The sequence below is a fragment of the Vibrio rumoiensis 1S-45 genome, assembly GCF_000286955.2.
Lineage (GTDB): Bacteria > Pseudomonadota > Gammaproteobacteria > Enterobacterales > Vibrionaceae > Vibrio > Vibrio rumoiensis_A.
The window spans coordinates 1-22,263 of the sequence record NZ_AJYK02000086.1; the positions used below are offsets into that span (position 1 = coordinate 1).

The following is a 22,263-nucleotide window of genomic DNA, read 5'->3' on the forward strand; positions in this document are numbered from 1 at the left end:
ACCATAATAAAGGTTTCATCAGGGATGGGGTTTATTCAAATTTATTATTATTGTCTTAATAAGTTGACAATATTTTTCGACCGTTAATTGTTCTAGTGGAGTTGATAAATTATTTTAGGTAGGCCTGAGTGCCTACCTACCTTTTCATTTAGGCTTAGACCAAATATGTTTTTATACAATTCTAATCAAACAATAGTTTTTTACATTCTTAAATCATTCATATTATGTTTCATCGTAGCGATATCTATTACTCTTGCGTTTGATTATTTCTACACTTTACCAAATGAATCCCCGACAGAAAATATTACATTTTATGATGTCTTAGGGGGAAGTTTTGTCTCACCTGTTATTGAAACATTAATTATATTTATATTGATTTCCATCTTGGGGTTATTTATTGAAAATAGAAATATAAAAGCTATTATGGTTGCGGTTTTTATGTCTTATCTTCATAGCTTAGCTGTTCCTTTTTGGGGAGTAATATCCTTATTTTCATTTTTTGTATTCTCTATCTCATACCTTGTATGGTCTGAAGTGAAAATATGGTTAGGGTTGCTCTCTTCGGTGTCTATTCATTTCTTGCTTAACTTCACTTCTTTAATTTATGTTTATATTGGGCAATTTTACTATTTATAGTTAGAGGTATTTTCAATGATAGAGTGTAACAGTAAAGTTGCTTTTGAAAGATGGTATCTCAGTGCTGTAGTCGATTAAAATAGAAAAAGGCAGTAAGAACCTTGAAGTTCCTACTGCCTTTTTAAATATCATTGAAATTGTATGACTTACGCGACCGCTAACAATTTCTTTTGGTGATCCAAATATTCATCATAAGTACCTTGGAAGTTCACCAATTTCTTATCTTTGATATCAATGATGGATGTCGCAAGCGATGAGACAAACTCACGGTCGTGACTGACAAAAATCAGTGTGCCTTCGTACACTTTCAACGCGTTGTTTAGCGCTTCAATCGCTTCCATATCCATGTGGTTGGTCGGTTCGTCCATCACGAGTACGTTGATGTCTTGCATCATTAACTTACCAAACAACAAGCGGTTCTTTTCACCACCCGAGCAGTTTTTGGCTTTCTTGTTGGCATCATCGGCGGTAAACAACAAACGACCTAAAATGCCACGTACCATTAAGTCATCATGTTTGACTGTACGCCATTGTGAAATCCAATCAAAAATCGACAAATCATTATCAAAATCGGCGGTGCTGTCTTGTGGGCAGTAACCGATAGAAGCGTTTTCCGACCATTTCACAACACCGTGGTTTTGCTGTAATTCTTTCACTAAGCAACGAAGTAGGGTGGTTTTACCCACGCCATTTTCACCAATGACGGCTAAACGCGTACCGGCTTCAAGTAATAAATTCCCTTTTTCGAACAGTAATTCATCATCAAATGCATGGCCGACATCTTGCAGTTCAAGCGCTAAGCGATGCAGTTTTTTACCTTCACCAAAATTGATGGATGGGCTAATGCGGCTGGTGGATTTCACTTCATCAAGTTTGATTTTGTCCATTTTCTTGGCACGAGAACTGGCTTGTTTTGCTTTGGAAGCATTAGCACCAAAACGGTTAACGAAGTCTTGTAGCTCACTAATTTCAGCGGCTTTCTTCGCATTACTTGATAGTAACTGCTCACGGATCAGCCCTGATGCTTCAAGGAAGTATTCGTAGTTGCCCGGATAAATACGCAGTTCACCGTAATCGATATCAGCCATGTGAGTACATACAGAATTGAGGAAGTGGCGATCGTGCGAGATGATGATCATGGTGCACTTACGTTGATTAAGTTCATCCTCTAACCAGTTAATGGTATTGATGTCCAAGTTGTTGGTGGGTTCATCAAGCAGCAAAATATCTGGGTTCGCGAATAGTGCTTGTGCCAATAACACACGCAGTTTCCAACCCGGAGCAACACGTTGCATGAGGTCGAAATGAAACTCTTCTTCGATGCCGGCTTGAATTAAAATGTCACCGGCGCGGCTTTCTGCTGTGTAGCCGTCCATTTCCGCGAATTCACTTTCAAGTTCCGCGACTTTCATACCGTCTTCTTCGCTCATTTCTGGCAGAGAATAAATGCGGTCACGTTCTTGTTTGATTTCCCACAATTTACGGTCACCCATGATCACAACGTCGATAACATTGTGTTGCTCAAAAGCAAACTGATCTTGGCTAAGCACGCCCAATTTTAATCCTGGAGTAATGGAGACATTGCCAGAGCTCGGCGTAAGTGCGCCACTTAGGATCTTCATGAAGGTTGATTTACCACATCCGTTGGCTCCGATTAAGCCGTAACGGTTACCGTTACCAAACTTAGCTGAAATGTTTTCAAATAAAGGCTCGGCGCCAAATTGCATGGTGATGTTTGCGGTGGAAATCAAAGAAGTATCCCTAGGTTTTAGGCTGGCTTCAATTAAGCCAATCGTTTGAATAAAAGTGCGAATCAATAGGCGGCGGATTATACAGATTTATTGCACAAATAACAGACATGAGAGTTAATACCAACCGTACTAATTATCTGGTCATTATTAGGGGTTCAAATCTTCGATAGCAGCGTTATCAATTTTGATTGTAGGGCAATGACTAATCGAAAATGGATGCCTTGCTCTCATCGAATTTTCAGGCGTAATTGCTGTTCATCTAATCAGTAGGGTTGGTATACTCACAGAATCTATTCACTCTGTGATGAATGGTATACTGATGTCTTTGTTTATTTTCTGGGAATATTAGTTATGTCTAAACGTTTTTCGCCGTCTTGTGAACGAAACCAACAGCCGATCCTTGAACATTTAGCAATACACTTTCAAGATGTAAAACAAGTATTAGAAATAGGCTCTGGTACGGGACAACATGCGGTGTTTTTTGCAGAAAATTTGCCGCACCTGACTTGGCAGACCAGTGACATAATAGACAATCACCCAAGCATCAAAGCGTGGAGAGAAGAGTCGGCATTAGCAAACCTTAACGAACCCATTGAGCTAATGATGGGGCGCGATGCATGGCCAGATCTTCCTACCGATGCTGTGTTTACTGCAAATACCACGCACATTATGCAGCCAGAAGAAGCCAAGCAGATGATGGGGCTTGTTGCAGATAGCCTACCCAAAGGTGGTGTGTTTTGTCAGTATGGGCCTATGAAAATTGATGGTGCGTTTACCAGTGAAAGCAACCGCGAGTTTGATGCCAAGATAACCAGTGAAGGTTGCGGAGGTATCCGTGATATTGAGCAACTTAAAACTTGGGCAAAAGGCATGCAGTTGATAGAAATGCACACCATGCCAGCCAATAATTTCTTGTTGGTGTGGCAGGTTTAAGTCACCAAGGTATGGTGGGGTGATATTTTTAGCCATCAAATTTAGGGTTGAGCTTAATATTTCCCCAGTCATTCGTAGAATTTGAAAAGTAATGGATGTTTTTATTTCCTTACATAAAAAGCTGTTATATAGTTCGTTTACGATTTGTTAACAGAAGGTATGGTTTTTTGCTTGTTACGCCGCCCTAGATACTCCTTTCTTTAATTGTCACTGCATTCACTATGATTGCTATCGCGTGACATCTTTATACCGTCCCCACGGTAGGTGCTTTTGCATCAATATTTTTAATACAAATACATACTAACTTTTTGATGTGATTGAGCTAAGCGTTTTGCGTTTTGGCTAGTTGTATCTCATTGATGCTTAATTTTTTTGATTACTCTCGTTTTCTATATTTTTCTGTTAAATAACGACGAATCAATAAAATTGGGTGTTCATTTCATTTTGTGTATTTGTTTTACTTCTCAAACGCTTCTTATGGTCAAAATAATTGAATGATCATAATTGATACCGAATAAGGTTTTACATGTTAGAAAAAATGAAATTAGAGTGGTTTTCAAATGTACGCGGCGATCTACTTGCTGGGATTGTGGTTGCATTAGCGCTGATTCCTGAAGCTATTGCATTTTCTATTATTGCAGGAGTTGATCCAAAGGTTGGTTTATACGCTTCATTTTGTATCTCGGTCATTATCGCGATAGTGGGTGGACGCCCGGGTATGATATCTGCCGCAACCGGTGCAATGGCTTTGCTGATGGTGACGCTGGTGAAAGATCATGGGCTGGAATACTTATTAGTGGCGACCTTGTTAACCGGTGTTCTACAAATTATTGCTGGTTACTTGAAATTGGGCAGTTTAATGCGCTTTGTTTCTCGCTCTGTGGTGACCGGATTTGTGAATGCGTTAGCGATTTTGATCTTCATGGCACAATTACCTGAGCTAACCAACGTAACATGGCATGTCTATGCAATGACTGCGGCTGGATTGGGGATTATCTACCTTTTCCCTTATCTACCGTTTGTTGGTAAAACGATTCCATCGCCTTTAGTTTGTATTGTTGTGTTAACGGTCGTCGCCGTTACATGTGGTATTGATATTCGTACCGTGGGTGACATGGGGCAATTACCAGATACCTTGCCTATTTTCCTGTGGCCAGATGTCCCTTTCAATCTTGAAACTTTATTGATTGTTTTACCTTACTCGGTAGCACTTGCGGTGGTGGGCTTGTTGGAGTCAATGATGACAGCAACCATTGTCGATGATTTGACGGATACGAAAAGTAACCGAAACCAAGAATGCAAAGGTCAAGGTATCGCTAATATTGGTGCGGGCTTGATGGGTGGTATGGCTGGGTGTGCCATGATTGGCCAATCTATCATTAATGTAAAATCGGGTGGCCGAGGTCGATTATCAACCTTTTCTGCTGGTGTGTTTTTAATCATTATGGTGGTTTTTCTGGATGATTGGCTAAAACAAATCCCGATGGCCGCTTTGGTGGCTGTGATGATTATGGTGTCGATTGGTACTTTTTCGTGGAGCTCAATTAAAGATCTTAAAAAGCATCCTCTTTCCACTAACATTGTAATGATTGTTACGGTGGTTGTGGTGGTCGCGACCCACAATTTAGCGCTTGGTGTATTAGCCGGCGTTTTACTTGCCACCTTGTTCTTTGCCAATAAGATTGGCCGTTTTATGGTGGTTAAGTCTGATATCTCGAATGATAACATCCGATCTTACAAGGTTATCGGTCAGGTGTTTTTTGCTTCATCAGAGCAATTTACTGAGTCATTTGATTTTAAAGAGGTGGTTGATAAGGTCATTATTGATCTCACCAACGCCCACTTTTGGGATATTACGTCAGTATCGTCATTAGATAAAATAGTGATTAAATTCCGCCGAGAGGGAACAGATGTTGACATTATAGGGATGAGCGAAGCAACGGAAACCATCGTTGATAAATTTGGCGTCCATAACGATCCGAAAGAAGTTGAAAAACTGATGGCTGGCCACTAAGGAGAAGATGATGAACAAAATTATTACATGTGTAGATGGTTCCGTTTATGCCACCGCAGTTTGCAATGCAGGAGTTTGGGCAGCAAAAAAATTAAATAGATCCATCGTATTTCTACATGCGATTGAAAAAAATAACACCACTAATGCAGAAGATTTAAGCGGCGCTATTGGGTTAGGCGCTCGTTCGTCGTTGCTTAATGAGATGGCCTCGTTAGATGAACAAAAAAATAAACTCGCGTTGGAAGTGGGAAGAGAGATGTTAGAACATGCCTCACAAATTGCCCATCAACAAGGTTGCCAAGAAATTGAGTATACTCAAAGACACAGTGATATTGTTGAAGCGATTTGTGATCTGGAATCGGATGCTCGTTTAGTGGTGATTGGTCGTTCAGGCGAAACTCATAGTCAGAATTTTAAAGTATTAGGCTCACATATCGAGCAGATCATCCGCCAAGTACACACGCCTTTACTTATTGCGAATAAAGATTTTTCTGAGCCTAAAAGCTTTATGTTGGCTTACGATGGCCGAGAAACCGCAGATAAAGCCGTACAGCGTATTATTGAAGGTGGTTTACTTCATGGTTTAACTTGTCATTTGGTCTCGGTAAAAAATAAGCAAAAAGATTTAACAGAGAAATTTAAAAGCACAGAAGCATTGTTGATCGAACGTGGTTTTGAAGTGAAATCGAGCTTGTTGGAAGGCAATATCTTCGACTCTCTCATGGATTATAAAAGAGATAATGAGGTTGAGATGCTCGTGATGGGGGCTTTTTCACACTCGAAGCTTTCTCAAGTGTTTTTAGGGAGTAACACGTTGAAAATGATCGAACATACTCATATTCCACTAGTGATTTTACGGTAAGGTTTATGAGTATTTAGCAACTTTAGTATATACACCCTTTGTACTTGAAGGTGCAGTTTTGTGATGAGGTTCATTTGCTTCACTGCAACTTCAATTACTTTGGGTACGGCTGCTTGTTTATAGCTTTGTATTTAAGGGCAGGAAATTACTTAAATGGCATTAGTGCTGGCATAATTAACGATGAACTTGTTCGAATTGGCTACCAAATTTGATGTTGTGGCTAATATCAATAATGGCATTTTTCAACCACTGAGCGCCTTGATCACTTTTGTGTGCCCTATGCATAGAAAGATAAAATTGTAATTGATTCGTTTCAAAAGGAAGTACACTGACATTTAAAATAGGATTAGCGGAAAGGATTTTATTTATCATAACGAAGGGAGCTGCACATATTAGATCGGTTTCAGCGCATAGCAATAATGCATGATAAATAGAATCAACCTGAATAACACTGTTACGTTTTGGCAATGGTAGCGTGGATAAAATGTCCAGCGTGGTAATAACACTGCTTTGAGGTCGCCATAAAATATGTTGTTCGTTAAAAAAGGCATCATAGTCGACTCGCCCCTTTAAACGAGGGTGGTCTTTTCGATAGACGACATAAAGCGAATCTGAGTAGAGTAACTCATTGTCATAACTGTGTTTATCTAACTCTGTTGTCGTCAGAATGAAGTCGACTTTTTTAAATTTTAGTGCAGTTTGCCTTTCTTCATCATTCTTATGCCCAACTTCAAAATGAATGGCAGTATTAGGTGGCTTTTCTGCTAAGTATTTGAGTAATGGTGCAGAAATAAAGCTAGATACATCTTGATGGCAAGCGATACGAAAAGCCCGATTAGATAATTCTGGTGAAAATGTTCGATTCGACTTGCTATGTTGATCTAATACCTCATACGCGTCGTAGATCGTTTCATATAAGTTTTCTGCAAAAAGAGTAGGGTGCATAGAGCGACCTTGCCTAATGAATAACCGGTCGTTGTAGTGATCTCTTAAACGGCTAAGAGCCTGGCTTGCTGCGGGGGTACTCACATCCAATAAGACAGCCGTCTGAGTAATACTCCTAGTTCGCATGATCAAAATGAAAACTTTTAATAAATTTAAATCCATAACATTACCTTAAAAATTTTCAAATAAAACCACTATGTATAAGTAGTGCTTATTATATGGCTTGAATTGCGATTACACATCAAAATAGTGTGTAATGAACTCTGTTAACGGTATCGGCTTACCATAATAATATCCTTGAATGTAATCAACATTATTTGTTTTGAGGTAGTCTAATTGGGTTTGGGTTTCGACACCCTCTGCAACAATTGCGATATCTAGTCGCTTAGCCAAATCAACAATATTATCTACCAGTGATGCAGATAAAGCTTCTGAACCAATTAAATCAATAAAGCTTTTGTCGATCTTTATAAAATCGAAACTTAAATTTTTGATGTATGACAATGTGGAGTGTCCGGTTCCAAAGTCATCAATCGCGATATTAATTCCCATTTCATGTAAAGTATCGAAAACAATTTGAGTTTCATTGTAGTCTTCGATGACCTCTCTTTCCGTTAATTCTAAAATCAAACGAGCTTTGGTGCTTAAAAGGCTATTTTTAAATTTCTGACAGCTGTTAATTAAGTGTAAGTGGTTAGTTTTATCCAGATGAAGTGCACTAATATTGATGCCGACATGGAAACCATCAGGCAATTTATGTGTCACGGTTTCAAGCGTTTGAAAGGTATTATCCATTAACTGCGTTGTCATTGGGATGATTAAGCCACTTGCTTCAGCTAAAGGAATGAAAGTATCAGGATAAATGATTCCTAAATGTTTGTTATTCCATCTAATTAATATTTCGAGCCCTGCTAACGTTCCATTACTATCCATAATAGGCTGAGCGTAAGGTGTAAACTCATTATTGGCCAAACTTTCTTTCATAATGGAAAAGCTAGAGTTGTTTCGAACATTTAAAAATACATAACGACCAATCAGAAGAGATAACCCTAGTACCAGTAAAATAATGAACAAGTAATGGTTTTTAATCTCATTAATATAATCAGACATGCCAATTTGAGTATTGATATTGAAGCCGTATTTTTGAGAAGAAACCGTTAATGTCTTGTTATCATGTGGGTGATACATTTCATCTTGATTGTTGAGTTTGATAATCGATGCGTCAATTTGGAAGTTATCACTACCATTTACATTCTCTAAAATTGAGTGAAATCTCTTTCCATTGAAGGTAACGAGAACACCATTAGAACCGTCCAAAACTTGAATTGAGCCAATGGAATCACCTGGTGTAAGGACGTTAGATTGAAACAAATAGAGTTTATTATTTTCGGTGTTGGCGTGTATTTTTACGGTATTGACCATTCGTGAATGAGTAGAGCAAGAAACGGCATTATCATGAACAATATTTAGTGTTTGAAAACCAGAATATCGGACGATCATATCCATGAGTTTAGGTTGGGTAGTCTTGCAGGGTGCAGAAACGAGTGGCATTAATTTTTGAATGAGTTCGTCGGTGGATTCTAATTTTCGTTCCATAATAGAAACGGCCATACTGAGTTGTTCAACAGTATAATTATCATATGAATATATCGATTGAGCGATAATGATAAACGTCCCAGTTAAGAACGTTGCAATAGTGATCAATATTGCTGAGAACCATTGTTTATGTTGTGTGGTTTTTTTGAATTTATTATTCATGGGTATCAGTTTTAATGAGTTAGTTTAATCATTCTTGATATTTTGATAATCCTTTCTGGTTTGTTGTTCATCATAGATAATCGCACTTTTAGACTACCTTAATTAATGCGCACTTCAAGAGGGTTGAGATTAAGTTTTCATTAAGTATTTCTTAATTAACTAAGTTTGCTAGTTAAATGGTTTTAATAAAGATATAAGCAATAAGATGGCTAGTAATAGACATAACCCTTGCCAAAACTTGAGAGGATTTTTTTCTATCCATGGGGGATTTAGGTTTCTCAGAAATACTGGATTGGGGTGATGCAAATCATAAATAAATTCAGAAAGCACTTGATAGCGTTTGGTGGGGTTAGGGTGCAATGCTTTTTTGAGTGTCGCATCAAGCCATAAAGGGATATCGCGTTTAGGGTCAACCACGGTTTGGTATTGTAATTTATGTTGCGCCGATAAGGTTCGGGCTTTGGCGGCACTGAGTCCATAAGGGTAGCGTCCAGATAACATATAGTAAGTTAACACTGCCAATGAATAGAGATCGGCATTTTCATTGGCTCCTGCTCCAATGAAATATTCGGGCGCAGTAAACATTGCGGTACCGAGTACTTGATCGTCCTCAAATTCGGTGATGCCCGCCACCCGAGCAGCCCCCAGATCAATGATGGTTACCGTACCGGTTTCATCGATCATGATATTTTCTGGGCGTAAGTCTTGATGCAAAATATCACTCCTATGCAGAGCCATTAATCCTTTTGCTACTTGTTGAACAATATCTCGGATTTGTGACAAACTAGGCTGTGGGTGATCTAATAACCACTGGGCTAACGTTTGTCCTTGGATGAATTTACTGATGGTGTACCAATAATGTCGAGGTCTATTGATAGCCGGAACCTCAATAACATGGGGATTATGAATTCGTTTAGCTACCCATTCTTCCATCATTAACCGTTCTAAGTAAATATCATCATGGGAGAGTTCAATAGACGGTGTTTTTATGATGATCTGTTGTTTTGTGGTGAGATCAACGGCTAAATACACATGACTTCGACTAGAGCTGTGGATATTTCGGATGATTTTATAACCATCAAATTCTTGGTTGATATCGAGTATAGGAGGAATAGGTAAGGGTTGATCAAACAGTACATGCTGATCGTTATCATCGACTGAATCTACAACGACAACTTGAACGGTTAAATTATCATCGCTCCCTGAGTCTAAGGCGTGTTGTACAAATGCATTGGCACAATGGGTTAAGTTATCACTGTGGCTATCAAGTAATTGCTGTATTAGCGTGGCATTGAGATAATCACTGACACCATCTGTCATTAATATAAAAATGTCATTCTCTTCTAGCGCTAAATGATGGTGGTCAATATTGATTTGGCCTCCAGCGCCTAATGCTCGACTTAGGTAACTGGTTTTTTGTTCATCATATAACCGGTGATCTCGGGTTAGCACTGTTACTTTACCGCCACGTAGATGGTAAATACGACTATCTCCAACATGAACAATATGAGCATGTTGCTTTTTAAGTATTAAGGCTGAAAAAGTACAAACATACCCTTTTTCAACATCATATTGATAAGGTCCTTGTTGGTTTTGAGCATATAACCAAGCATTGGTACTGGTTAAAACTTGTTTGGCGGCATGACTCACCGACCATGCTCCTGATGTGTAATAATAATCACTTAAAAAGCTTTTAACGGCAGTTTCGCTCGCAATTTGGCTGACTTGAGAGCTGCTTACGCCATCGCTTAACGCAATGACTGCACCTTTTAGTTCTAAGTCAGGAGATTCTGGGATAACAGCGCCGAAGCTATCTTGATTGATTTCTTTGCATCCGGCGCTTGAGTACTGACCCAATCGTATGGGTTAATTGAGCCATCGTGGGTTAGCTCACAACGGGTTTTGTTGATGCTGTAGTTTTGATACTACGCTTTGGCGCGGTTTTATAGTGGGTTGAATATAACGTTAAGCCGGTAAAGGCTAAGCCTCCAACAAGGTTACCTAATGCAGTTGGGATTTCATTCCACACAATATAGTCCATTACTGAAAAGTCGCCGCCCATGATAAGCGCAAATGGGAATAGGAACATGTTGACGACAGAGTGTTCAAACCCCATGAAAAAAAACAACATGACGGGCATCCACATCGCGATAACTTTACCGCTTACATGGGTTGAAATCATTGCGCCAACTACGCCCAACGAAACCATCCAGTTACATAACATGCCGCGAATGAAAATAGTGAACCAACCCGCCACACCATATTCGGCATAGCCTAACGTACGCGATTCACCAATATGAGATACTTTGGAAGCGATTTCTCCACCATCGGTATTAAATCCATACGTAAAAATAAACGCCATCATAAAGGCGACGACTAATGCTCCTAAAAAGTTACCTAAAAAGACCTTTCCCCAATGCGGTAGAATTTGCGACCAAGTGACGCCCGGTCTTCTGGCTAACCAGGCTAAAGGGGTTAATACAAATACACCGGTTAATAAATCAAATCCCATTAAGTACAGCATAATAAAACCGACAGGAAATAAAACGGAACCTAATAAGTGAGAACCTGTAGCAATCGCTACACTGACAGCAAAAACGGCGGCTAATGATAAAATAGCCCCGGCCATAAAAGAGCGGATCAGGGTGTCTCGAGTCGACATGTAAATTTTAGATTCGCCAGAATCCACCATTTTGGTTACAAATTCAGTTGGGATTAAATAAGCCATATTTTCTACCTTAATTCGCGTCTGCATACATGCAGATATTCGGGTTAAATTGCGTCGTGTTTTTAAGGTCAATAATCGCTTTAACGTTGCAGCCTAGGCATAAAAAAACGCCTACTATTTGCTAAGGTTATTTAGCAAATGAGTAGACGTCTTTGTCTAGGGTTAAATTGTGTAGAGCATGCGTTTATTGATTAATTAACAATAAGCAACAATGGTGCCAATTTCTGATTTAAGATTATAATTATTATTAATCAATGAGTTGTGGTTCATCTGTAATCTAAGGGAATCGTGACTCACGATTACGGTGCTCTGAAATGATTCTTGTTGCACTAGATTAGAACAAAAGCACGTCTTAGTAGACATGTTACGTTTTCATGCCTAACTTTTATTTAGTTTTTCTGCCCACGAATCAACAATACTAAGAAGTAACTGCCACCCACCACAGATACCACAGTGCCTGCGGCAATTTGCATTGGGAAGAGTATCGTCTGCCCAATCCAATCGGCCATCAACATTAATAAGCCACCGGCTAAAGAGGCGACAATTAATTGAGCGCGCGTTTGTTTTGCGCCGAGCATCACCGCCATGTGAGGGGCTAATAACCCGACAAAAGCCACCGGCCCCATGGTGGTGGTGACCAAGGCGCATAATAGTGCCACGCTACAAAGTAGAATAACGCTGGTGGCTTGAACATTGAGCCCTCGCGCGGCGGCAAATTGTCGACCAGCAGAAATTAAGGTTAGCCAGCGAGACACCGACACCAAACCAATAAAGATCACGGCGACACTAATGCCAAGGGTTAATGCACCGGAGCCGGTGACTCGATAAGTCGACCCTGCCATCCAGTTAATGATGGTGTAACTGTCTTGAGTGCCTTTTGCCAACGCAAACTGAACTAACGATTCAATCAATGCAGTAATGGCAATACCAATTAACACCATGCTTGATGGGGCAAATTGATTCTTGCGGCCTAACAGTAGAAGCACCACTAATACCAATATGCTGCCAGCAAAAGCTACCAGTGAACCAGAGGCAAAAATATTGGCTCCAAAAAAGACGCTCGCACCGACTAAGGCAAAGGTTGCCCCGGCAGAAATACCTAAAATATCAGGGCTGGCAAGTGGATTGTAGATTAAGCGTTGCAGCACGGTACCGGCTGCCGCAAGTGCGACACCGGCCGCCAAAGCCGTCACAAATCGTGGCCAACGTAAATTCCAATTGAAGCCATCTGGGATCGCCCAATGCAAGCCGTTGCTGGTCATGGCGATGGTGGCACTGATAAATACCATACTCAGAATCGCGCTAATGAGTATTGGGATGGTCCAAGTAGAGAGCTGTGATTTACTCGGTGGCAGCTTGATGGAAATCTGATCTTGAGCTTTTAATGCCCGGCGACTAAACCACACTAATGCAGGCGCACCAATCGCGGCCGCCGTGGTGCCACTTGGGATCATCTCTAAGGTAAATTGGCTGAGCAGTAAGGCGAGAATATCGGTCAGCATCAAAGCCATGCTGCCAATGATCATACTGGTATACAGCTCGGCTTTTGGCGTTCGAGCACCAATGGCTCGCGCAATGTTTGGTGATAACAATCCAATAAAGCTGATTACACCGACCGCTGTGATTGATGCCGATACTACCCATAATCCTAAACCAATTAAGACGATGAAGTACGGAATAACATTTAAGCCACGAGCGGCAGCGCCTTGATGACCCAATCGCATTAAGCTGAGAATCTTCGGTGCAATAACGATCAATACGATGGCGACGCTGAGCCGAGGGAGTAACCAATGCACCATGTCCCAACCATTCTGGGCGAGATCGCCTGCCCCCCAAATAAAGACATTTTTAGCGTATTGATCGTTTAATAGAATAATTGACGTGGCAATGGCACCAAACAAAATATTGACCACCATGCCGGATAAAATCAGTGGCAAGCCGGTGATGTTTTTAGGGCCAGCAATGGTGATCACCAATCCCATGGCAAACATGGCTCCCACCATAGCCGCCAGCGCCATGTGATCGGCAGCTAAGGCTGGAAACCAAACATTAGCAATGATTAACGCAAGCCATGCGCCCGATGATGTACCCAACGTTAAAGGTGAAGTAAGTGAGTTTTGCGTCAGTTGCTGCATCAGCGAACCCACTAAGCCAAGCATCGCCCCAACCATAATTGCCATTACCAAACGCGGCAATTGTGCATACACAAAATTAAAGTCAGCAAATTCTTGCGGCTGAACACCTTGCAATAAATGCCATTGTTGAGATAGCGGTAAACCGTCACCCAATTGCAGCGTGGTAAAAGCGATAAGCAAAAAGCTAATCGCAATGGTGAAGCATAAAATAGGGCGAGGGAGGAGCATAAACGGTTCTCGTATTTCGGTTCTCGGTTCTCGAAGGAAGGATTTACGCTTTTTCGAGTAATGAGAAACGTGTTTTTCTAGTTACGATTTAAACACTAAACCTGACGTTAAGATTTAGGTTTTATTTCTAACAAACTCTTCGTTATCGACTCGGCGATATATTCCATCGACATCGCTCCGCCATAATTCCATACGGTATCCGCTTGGTTGACGTGACCATTGCGCACAAATGGCATGGCGTTCCATAACATGGACTTATTGAGTTGTTCACTTTGCTGCTGAGTAAATGGGCCAAAGTAAATTACGTAGCCGTCTTTCACATGTTGCAGATCGGTGAGACGTTTTTGTACGATGCCCCATTCTTTGGCTGGTTGTGGCAGCGCTGTGGTTAAGCCTAATTGATGAAGCACGTAGTCGGTGGTGGAGTTTTGTGCGTACAAATACACTGTGGTTTGATTGGCAAAACGCATGGCGGCGACGCTGGGCATGCTGCCGTTGAATGCGCTTTCAAGTTGACCTTTTAATTCACTAAAACGTTGCTGCATTTGATTGAGTTTTTGCTCGGCAAGCGGCGTTTTTCCAACCACTTGTGCAATGTGTTTAAAATTTTCAATGGCTGCTTGTGCACTGTTTTGCTCGGCATTGTAAGTTTGGTAATACAAGACAGGTGCAATAGTTTGCAATCGTGGGATCAAATCTTTTTGTGGTGACGCCGCTAAAATAAGATCGGGTTTTAATGCTGCTAGCTTTTCCATGTTGGGCTCAGCGCGGGTGCCTAAATCTTCCACCGATGCTGGCATCGCCGGTTGAACCACCCAAGTGGTATAATCTTTAATATTCGGTACACCAACCGGCACGACATCCAATTCGATCAACTGTTCAGCCAGATCCCAGTTCAACGCCACAATACGTTTTGGCGTTTCAGGCAATTGATGTTGACCAAGGCTGTCGGTGACGGTGATCGCCGCTTGAGAAGGCAGTGATAATAGCGCAATCCAAATGGAACCAATGGCGCGAATGATGTTGTTCATGGGTAAAACCTTTAAGTATCATGTAGAAATAAGAACGAATACGCTTAATTTCTGTGACTAATATGAAAGCGAGATCCTGCATCTTCTTCGCTTCGGCTCATGTGCGGGATGGCGGCATGGCCTTTGGCGTGTGCTTTTCGAATAACGAGTTTTCGATAAATAAGCTGTCGATAATCGAGTAAGGTTAAATCACGACCGCAATTTTCTGCTCGGGTTGTTTTGGGTGATCGAGCAGTTGAATGTCGGTGTGATAGAGCTCGGTTAATCGTTGCTCATCCAGTAATAATTCTTTTTTACCGCTAAAGGCAATTTTGCCTTGTTTTAGTGCCACGATATGTGTGGCGTAGCGCAGCGCTAAATTAAGGTCATGCAAGATCACTAAAACGCCACAACCTGTCTCTTGGTTGAGCGCTTGTAGCAAGTCCATTAGGTGATATTGATGATGGATATCAAGCGCTGATGTCGGCTCATCTAAAATTAATACTGGTGATTGTTGCGCCAGTAACATGGCAACCCAAGCACGTTGGCGTTCTCCACCAGAGAGTTTGTCGGCAAGGTTGTTGGCGTATTGCTGAACGCCGGTTTTTTCCATTGCCTTGCTAATGATTTGCTCGTCATTATGTTGCCAACGACCAAAGACACCGCGCCAAGGAAAGCGACCTAAACGCACCAACTCTTGTACAGTGAGCCCTGCCACATCGGGCAGTTTTTGTGGCAAAAAAGCAATCTCTCGCGCGAGTTGTTTTTGCGAAAACTGAGTAATTTCTGTGTTATTTAGAGTGACTGAACCTGAATCCGCTTCAGCTTGACCAGAAAGGAGGTTAACCAAAGTCGATTTACCACTGCCGTTATGGCCGAGTACGATGGTGAGGCCATTGGTTGGAATGGTTAATTCATCTATCGATAAAATATCACGGTTATCCCGATGTACTCGAACTTGGTTAAGTTTGAACATATTTGTCTCTGATTCATTAAAACAAAAACTAAGGGCTGGTGTACTTTTCAGCCCTTATGATTTTAAAGGTAAATCTCTACCACAGATAATTAATGGTTGCTGTTGCGCTCATTTCTTCGCCGTAATAGCAATAGTAATCACAGCTTGCAACGTACTCTTTGTTGGTTAAGTTATTAACGTTTACTTGTGCGCGCCATTTCTGAGTGATGTCATAACGAGCCATGGCATCAAACAAGGTGACACTTGGTACTTGTAAAGTGCCTGCACCATCTGAAGTATGACCAACGGAGCTACCCATATAACGAGCACCAGCACCAATAATAAAGCTATCTAATCCTAAATGGCTAAAGTCATATTCCAACCATGTTGAAGCCATGTGACGAGGGATCAAGGGAGTACGCTGTTCGTTACCTAATCCGTCATCTGATCTTGCATCTGTATAGGTATAGTTTGCACGCACTAGAAGATCTTGGGTAACATTTGCTACGCCTTCAATTTCTACGCCTTGCGAAGTGAGTTCCTGAGTTTGAGTTTGTTGCGCGGTACTCGGATCGTAAACAAGACCATTTTTTTGATTGATATTAAACCATGCCATATTGATATAGCCATTTATGAATGATGGCTCATATTTAAAACCAGCTTCAGTTTGTTGACCTTCAAGCGGTTTATAAGCTTTACCTGTTGCTGCGTCTACTGATGCAAGAACTTCGAAAGATTCGTCATAACTGATATATGGAGTGAAACCAAAATCAGTCTGATACATTAAGCCGCCACTTAAAGCCAAATTGGTATTATGAATGTCTTCTTGAGTCGAACCACTGTCATTTTGTAAACGAACGATGTCATAGCGACCACCGACTTTCATTATCCATTTATCATCTAATTTTACTTGCTGTTGCGCATAGAAACCCGCTTGCCCTTTAGTAATATCAACAAGGGTGGCTCGGTCATCAATCGGTTGATAATTACCATAAACAGGATCAAAGGCATTAATGTTTCCAGTCGTTCCACCGTAATTTACGCCCCAGTCATCGGCTTCCATACTGTCGTTATTGTAGTGTTGTAAATCGACACCAAACAAGAAGGTGTTTTCTGTACGATCGGTGCTCCAATTGGCAATGGCTTGGTTGTCCATACTGTATGAATCGGTCGTACCGTCACGATAAACGATGCCGCGAGCGAGATCGGCGCTTGTTTCACTGCCAAAAGCATAAGTGCTGCGAAGTAATAAATCAGTATGGGCGTAACGTGTGTTCTGTTTGAATTGCCAAACATCATTAAAATGATGCTCTAATTCATAAGCCAGTGACAGCTGAGTGTTTTCATTTTTATCGTATCCAGGTTCGCCAAGGTTGGTACTTGGATCTAATTTACCTTCAGGTGTATCGATAAGTGTGCCATAAGCGGGTTTAAATGGGTTCGTGGGTACGCCATCATCTTTTTTATAGGAAGCTAAAAAGGTGATGGAAGTGTCTGGGCTAATATCCCAAGCAAGGCTTGGTGCAAGATAAACACGATCGGTATATGTGTCGTCAAGCATGCCATCTCTTTCACTCATCATGCCAACTAAGCGGAAGCGAACATCCCCGTCGTCATCAACAAAGCTGGTGACATCAATACCTATTTGCTGTTGATTATTCGTCCCCGCTTGAAGTTGCAACATACCACCTTCTGTGTAACCAGGGCGTTTTGATACGGCATTGATTACGCCACCAGGAGGGGCTTCACCATATAAAATTGCAGAAGGACCTTTCAATACTTCAACTTGCTCTAGGCCGAATGGCTCTAGTGTCCAATTGTAATATCCAACATTGTAAAGGCGGTTACCATCAAGGTAGGTGGCTGCATCAAAGCCACGAATTTTAAACCAATCTTGATCATTATCTGAACCATAAGGCTGAGTCAGCACGCCTGGTTGATAGCGAAGTGCTTCATCTAATTTTTTAGGTTGCTGGATTGAAAGTTGTTCTTCATCAATCACCGACACACTGCGCGGCGTTTCTGCCAATGGTGTTGCAACTTTTAAGGCAGAAGCTGTTACCGTGATGGTATCGAGTTGATCATTTTCAGGTTTGTCTTCAGCAAAAGTAGGTAAAGCAAAAAGAAGTAAAGATAAACCCATACTCGGTCGAACCGTCTTAGCTATAGCTTGAGACAAAGGGGAGAGCGCTATCATGAATAAGTTCCAATAAGTGTGAATACAATTGTTATTGATAATTGTTACCATTCGTAATCTTATTGTGTTATTTAACAGATTTCTAGAACTAATTAGATAATTATTAATAAAACTATAATTACAATGATCAAAATCAAGTGAGGGTGGGCAAAGCTCCCTTTTGGCTTTATCATGCACGCAGTGAATTGGAAATCATTAGTGATAATGAGGTTGGCCCCTTATTAGATAATGGTTTTTCTTAAAGATCATATCGTTGAGCACACTCTTTTCTTAATGGAACCCTTTTTTATGTTCAAGTTTTTTGAAGGTTTAACCTCCGCCTTTCCAAAAGATAAGGTAGAAACACCCCCGAATACTTTATTTGCATTTTGCATGCACTATAGCCGCGACTTTTTATTGCCAATTCTCTTCATGTCTTTGCTTAGTGCCGGTATTGCTATTATTGAAGTGTCTTTGATGAGCTTTATGGGGTCGATTGTAGACATGCTCTCTACCCATACTCCAGAAACATTATGGGCCGCGGAAGGCTCACGTATTATCGGCATGGGGCTGGTCATTATTGTGGTGATTCCAGTCATTGGTTTTCTGCATTCGATGATTATGCATCAGACGTTATTGGGTAACTTCCCGATGTCGATTCGTTGGCTTGCTCACCGTTATTTGTTGAATCAAAGTGTGACTTTTTATCAAGATGACTTTGCAGGACGAATTGCCACTAAAGTGATGCAAACCTCGCTTGCTATCCGTGAAACGGTAATGAAATTCGCCGATATGTTGGTTTATATTACGGTGTATTTTGTGTCGATGTTTGTGCTCATGGCGCAAGCCGATCTGTGGTTAATGGTTCCTATGGTGATTTGGTTGGTGGCGTATGTGCTCACTCAAGTTTACTTTGTACCAAAAATGAAACGCATCGCGACTGCACAAGCCGATGCGCGTTCTTTGATGACGGGCCGAATTGTTGATAGTTATACCAACATAGCGACAGTCAAACTCTTTTCACACACTAACCGTGAAACCGAATATGCTGAAAAAAGCATGCAATCTTTCTTGAAAACCGTGTATGCGCAAATGCGTATGGCGACGGTGTTTTTATTTAGTATTGATATGCTTAACTACTTATTGCTCTTCTCTGTTGCGGCGTTGTCGATAGGTTTGTGGATGAATAGCATGATCACGGTTGGGGCAATTGCTGTCGCGATTAGTTTGGCATTGCGTATTCAAGGCATGTCTAAATGGATTATGTGGGAAATTAGCGCCATCTTTGAAAATATAGGAACCGTTGTCGATGGTATGAACACCCTGTCTAAACCAGTGACAACCCAAGATGTGGATAACGCACCAGCGCTTGAAGTACAAAACGGCGGCATTGAGTTTGACCATGTAAAATTCCACTATGGTGAAAAAGATAAGGGTGTGATTGATGATTTGCATTTCAACATTAAACCTGGTGAAAAAGTCGGGTTAGTGGGGCGTTCTGGTGCGGGCAAATCGACGTTAGTGAACCTACTGTTACGTTTTTATGATTTAGAAAGTGGCACCATTCGTATTGATGGCCAAGATATTTCTAAAGTGAAGCAAGATTCACTTCGTGGAAAGATTGGTATGATTACTCAAGACACCTCATTGCTGCATCGCAGTATTCGCGAGAATATTTTATACGGTCGCCCAGATGCCACAGAAGCAGAATTACTTGCTGCGACCACTCAAGCACACGCGCATGAGTTCATTGCCGATTTAACCGATACTTTCGGTAATGTTGGTTACGATGCGCAAGTGGGCGAGCGTGGGGTGAAGCTTTCTGGTGGACAGCGCCAACGTATCGCTATTTCTCGTGTGCTATTAAAAGATGCGCCAATCCTAATTATGGATGAAGCGACCTCGGCACTGGATTCAGAAGTGGAAGCGGCGATTCAAGAAAGCCTGTATGAACTAATGGAAGGTAAAACGGTTATTGCCATTGCGCACCGTTTGTCGACAATTGCGGCTATGGATCGCTTGATTGTGTTAGATAAAGGTCAGATTCTGGAGCAAGGTTCACATCAAGAATTGATTGCACAAGGTGGGGTTTATGCACAACTTTGGGCGCATCAAACTGGCGGGTTTTTAGGAAGTGATGAAGCGGATTCACTTGAGGATGCAAAAGTATCGTAACTTATTGCTCTAGATAAATTGATATCAAATGAAAGGCTCGTTACTTCGATAGCAAGCCTTTTTTTGTGGTTTTTTTGAATTTTCAATTATTGCGTGCTCGCGCAGATTAATTAAAAAGTCACTACTCTATACTCTCGCTCTTATTTTTTCTCAAGTTCTCGAATAGGTCGGTAACTCGTCTCATTTAAGTATAGGTTGGTTGTATATGCTAGGTAAATGTTACGTACGAGCTTTACTCAACGCAGTTGTGATTATTGCTATCTTAGCAATGAGTTTTATCTATGAAGTAAATAAATCTCGTTCTTATTTGAAATCTGTCTTTGATATTTTTGCATCTACCTTACAGCAAATTGGTGATAACAATGTTTCCGATGCTAACTACGCTCAGGTGATGATTGAGCACGGCTCTAAAGTTAAGAGCTCACCGAGTGTGCTCTCGAATGTAGATTTACATTATTTTCCTTCACGTAATGAATATGGCTTCAATCAAGGTGTTTATCCAAATGTGGCAGCTAATGGCATGTTAATTGGTTATGGCAAGCCACCTGAAATTTTAGTTGAAAATGGTAATCGTTTTTTGACAATGGATAAAATTTGGAATAATTACCGTAAGGCGAATAAATTCCACAATCATTTCGTAGTCAACTATGAATATCAATTTGTTTACTTATCAAATATCCGTCTACTTGAAAATAGGGAACATTTTATAAAAGAAGGAATGATTAAGCCTCAGCGGTTCCGTAAAGGATTAGAAGAACAATATACAAAAGACCTTGAACAATATGGTTTTTTCTTTACTTTGCCCTATCAAAACTTACTTGATGACGGCAAAGTATTTTCAGTAATTACTCCTGTTTATTATCAAGGTGAGCTATTTGTTGATATTGGAACTGATATTGAACTTGATGAGTTAAAAACTATTATTCAGCTTTATCCAGATCTAAAAAAGTCAATTCAAGTAGATTTAGTATTTAATGGTGGTGATATTTCTGTTCCTGTAAGCGAGGCGAGATATAACAGTTGGGATGTATTTCATTATAAGTATGAAGTTCCAAATTTAGGTACACTAGTTGCACATTATGATGTTCTTTATTTTTCTACAAAACTGTTTCCTGAATTATGTTTGTTGGTCATGCTATCGATAATTTTCCATCTAGTTTGGTCATCATCTCAACGACAAAAACAAGAAAAATTACTACTAAAAGAACAGCTTACGCATGACTCGATGACTGGCCTATATAATCGCCGAATTTTAGATGAGCAGGTGATCCAAGAAATTGATTTGTTAAATAAACAAAATAATCCTGTCTGTATTATTGCTATTGATGCCAATAACTTTAAGAAAATCAATGATAACCATGGTCATCAGGTAGGAGATAAAGCAATACTGCACATAGCTGACTGCTTAGCAACATGTACACGTAGTCACGACTATTGTATACGTATGGGTGGTGATGAATTTTTCATTGTTTTACCTAATCTACCTCTAGAGCCAGCTTATAAAATAGCAGCACGTTTAGAAAAAAAAGTTCGGGAGCGTTCTATAGACTCTGTGGACGTTGAGGTTACAATCACCAGTGCGACAACTCAAATGTTACCAAATGAGACTTTCGACCAAGTTTATAAAAGAGTTGATGAATTGCTGTATGAGAAAAAGGGCTAGAAATTGGTTAGCCATTATTGATAGGTGGTATTTTAGCCTAATGGCGTCCCCTACAGGATTCGAACCTGTGTCTAAGACTTAGGAGGTCCTTGTTCTATCCAGCTGAACTAAGGGGACACAAAAGGTGTTGCGTTTACTTAGGTTATTTAAAGTCACCACTTAAAGTACTTTGGGTATAAGTCAAAGTATGAACACACTAGGTGGTTTACTTTAATCTGCGTGGATAATACGGATTTTTATCGAATAAGCCAAGCAACAAGCCGGAGTTTTACATTGCATTTTAAGATAGGTTGT

General features: G+C 40.7%; 14 protein-coding genes and 1 tRNA gene. 5 read left to right on the forward strand and 10 right to left on the reverse strand.

Features of this window, described 5'->3' with window-relative positions; genetic code table 11:
* Window positions 1–782: 782 nt before the first annotated feature.
* Window positions 783–2,387, reverse strand: a complete 1,605-nt coding sequence (locus tag A1QC_RS11930; protein WP_084021888.1) for an ABC-F family ATPase — start codon at window positions 2,385–2,387, stop codon at window positions 783–785.
* A gap of 351 nt (window positions 2,388–2,738) precedes the next feature.
* On the opposite strand from A1QC_RS11930, the gene A1QC_RS11935 reads away from it, so the two are divergent.
* The 3 genes from A1QC_RS11935 to A1QC_RS11945 all read left to right on the forward strand — a co-directional run bounded on the left by A1QC_RS11935 (window position 2,739) and on the right by A1QC_RS11945 (window position 6,196).
* On the forward strand, window positions 2,739–3,320 hold the full coding sequence (locus A1QC_RS11935; RefSeq protein WP_017025769.1) for a DUF938 domain-containing protein: 582 nt from the start codon (window positions 2,739–2,741) through the stop codon (window positions 3,318–3,320).
* Window positions 3,321–3,846: 526 nt separating this feature from the next.
* Window positions 3,847–5,334, forward strand: coding sequence for a SulP family inorganic anion transporter (locus A1QC_RS11940; RefSeq protein ID WP_017025770.1), 1,488 nt, complete (start codon window positions 3,847–3,849; stop codon window positions 5,332–5,334).
* A gap of 10 nt (window positions 5,335–5,344) precedes the next feature.
* A complete protein-coding gene (locus A1QC_RS11945) occupies window positions 5,345–6,196 on the forward strand; it encodes a universal stress protein (RefSeq protein ID WP_017025771.1) in 852 nt (283 codons plus the stop codon).
* A gap of 174 nt (window positions 6,197–6,370) precedes the next feature.
* Here A1QC_RS11945 and A1QC_RS11950 read toward each other — a convergent pair whose 3' ends face one another.
* The 8 genes from A1QC_RS11950 to A1QC_RS11985 all read right to left on the reverse strand — a co-directional run bounded on the left by A1QC_RS11950 (window position 6,371) and on the right by A1QC_RS11985 (window position 18,152).
* Window positions 6,371–7,303 (reverse strand): LysR family transcriptional regulator, encoded by a 933-nt coding sequence (locus A1QC_RS11950; RefSeq protein WP_017025772.1) that lies wholly within the window; start codon window positions 7,301–7,303, stop codon window positions 6,371–6,373.
* A 72-nt stretch (window positions 7,304–7,375) separates the two neighbouring features.
* Complete coding sequence (locus tag A1QC_RS11955; RefSeq protein ID WP_017025773.1) at window positions 7,376–8,899, reverse strand: EAL domain-containing protein; 1,524 nt, start codon at window positions 8,897–8,899, stop codon at window positions 7,376–7,378.
* Window positions 8,900–9,067: 168 nt separating this feature from the next.
* Window positions 9,068–10,756: a bifunctional protein-serine/threonine kinase/phosphatase gene (locus A1QC_RS11960; protein ID WP_017025774.1), complete on the reverse strand. Its 1,689-nt coding sequence runs from the start codon at window positions 10,754–10,756 to the stop codon at window positions 9,068–9,070.
* Between the two features lie 28 nt (window positions 10,757–10,784).
* The gene (locus A1QC_RS11965) at window positions 10,785–11,627 is read right to left on the reverse strand and encodes a formate/nitrite transporter family protein (protein ID WP_017025775.1); all 843 of its coding nucleotides are present in this window, start codon (window positions 11,625–11,627) and stop codon (window positions 10,785–10,787) included.
* A 389-nt stretch (window positions 11,628–12,016) separates the two neighbouring features.
* Window positions 12,017–13,990 (reverse strand): Fe(3+)-hydroxamate ABC transporter permease FhuB, encoded by a 1,974-nt coding sequence (fhuB, locus tag A1QC_RS11970; RefSeq protein WP_017025776.1) that lies wholly within the window; start codon window positions 13,988–13,990, stop codon window positions 12,017–12,019.
* Window positions 13,991–14,097: 107 nt separating this feature from the next.
* Entirely contained in the window at window positions 14,098–15,021 is a 924-nt protein-coding gene (locus A1QC_RS11975) for an ABC transporter substrate-binding protein (RefSeq protein ID WP_017025777.1), read from the reverse strand.
* Window positions 15,022–15,205: 184 nt separating this feature from the next.
* The gene (locus tag A1QC_RS11980) at window positions 15,206–15,976 is read right to left on the reverse strand and encodes an ABC transporter ATP-binding protein (RefSeq protein WP_017025778.1); all 771 of its coding nucleotides are present in this window, start codon (window positions 15,974–15,976) and stop codon (window positions 15,206–15,208) included.
* Window positions 15,977–16,052: 76 nt separating this feature from the next.
* The gene (locus tag A1QC_RS11985; protein WP_026025905.1) at window positions 16,053–18,152 is read right to left on the reverse strand and encodes a TonB-dependent siderophore receptor; all 2,100 of its coding nucleotides are present in this window, start codon (window positions 18,150–18,152) and stop codon (window positions 16,053–16,055) included.
* 288 nt (window positions 18,153–18,440) lie between these two features.
* On the opposite strand from A1QC_RS11985, the gene A1QC_RS11990 reads away from it, so the two are divergent.
* Together A1QC_RS11990 and A1QC_RS11995 are read left to right on the forward strand one after the other, a co-directional pair.
* Entirely contained in the window at window positions 18,441–20,306 is a 1,866-nt protein-coding gene (locus A1QC_RS11990) for an ABC transporter ATP-binding protein (RefSeq protein WP_017025780.1), read from the forward strand.
* Between the two features lie 205 nt (window positions 20,307–20,511).
* On the forward strand, window positions 20,512–21,969 hold the full coding sequence (locus A1QC_RS11995; RefSeq protein ID WP_017025781.1) for a diguanylate cyclase: 1,458 nt from the start codon (window positions 20,512–20,514) through the stop codon (window positions 21,967–21,969).
* A gap of 41 nt (window positions 21,970–22,010) precedes the next feature.
* Here the strand turns inward: A1QC_RS11995 and A1QC_RS12000 are convergent.
* A tRNA-Arg gene (locus A1QC_RS12000) sits at window positions 22,011–22,086 on the reverse strand.
* Between the last annotated feature and the right edge of the window lie 177 nt (window positions 22,087–22,263).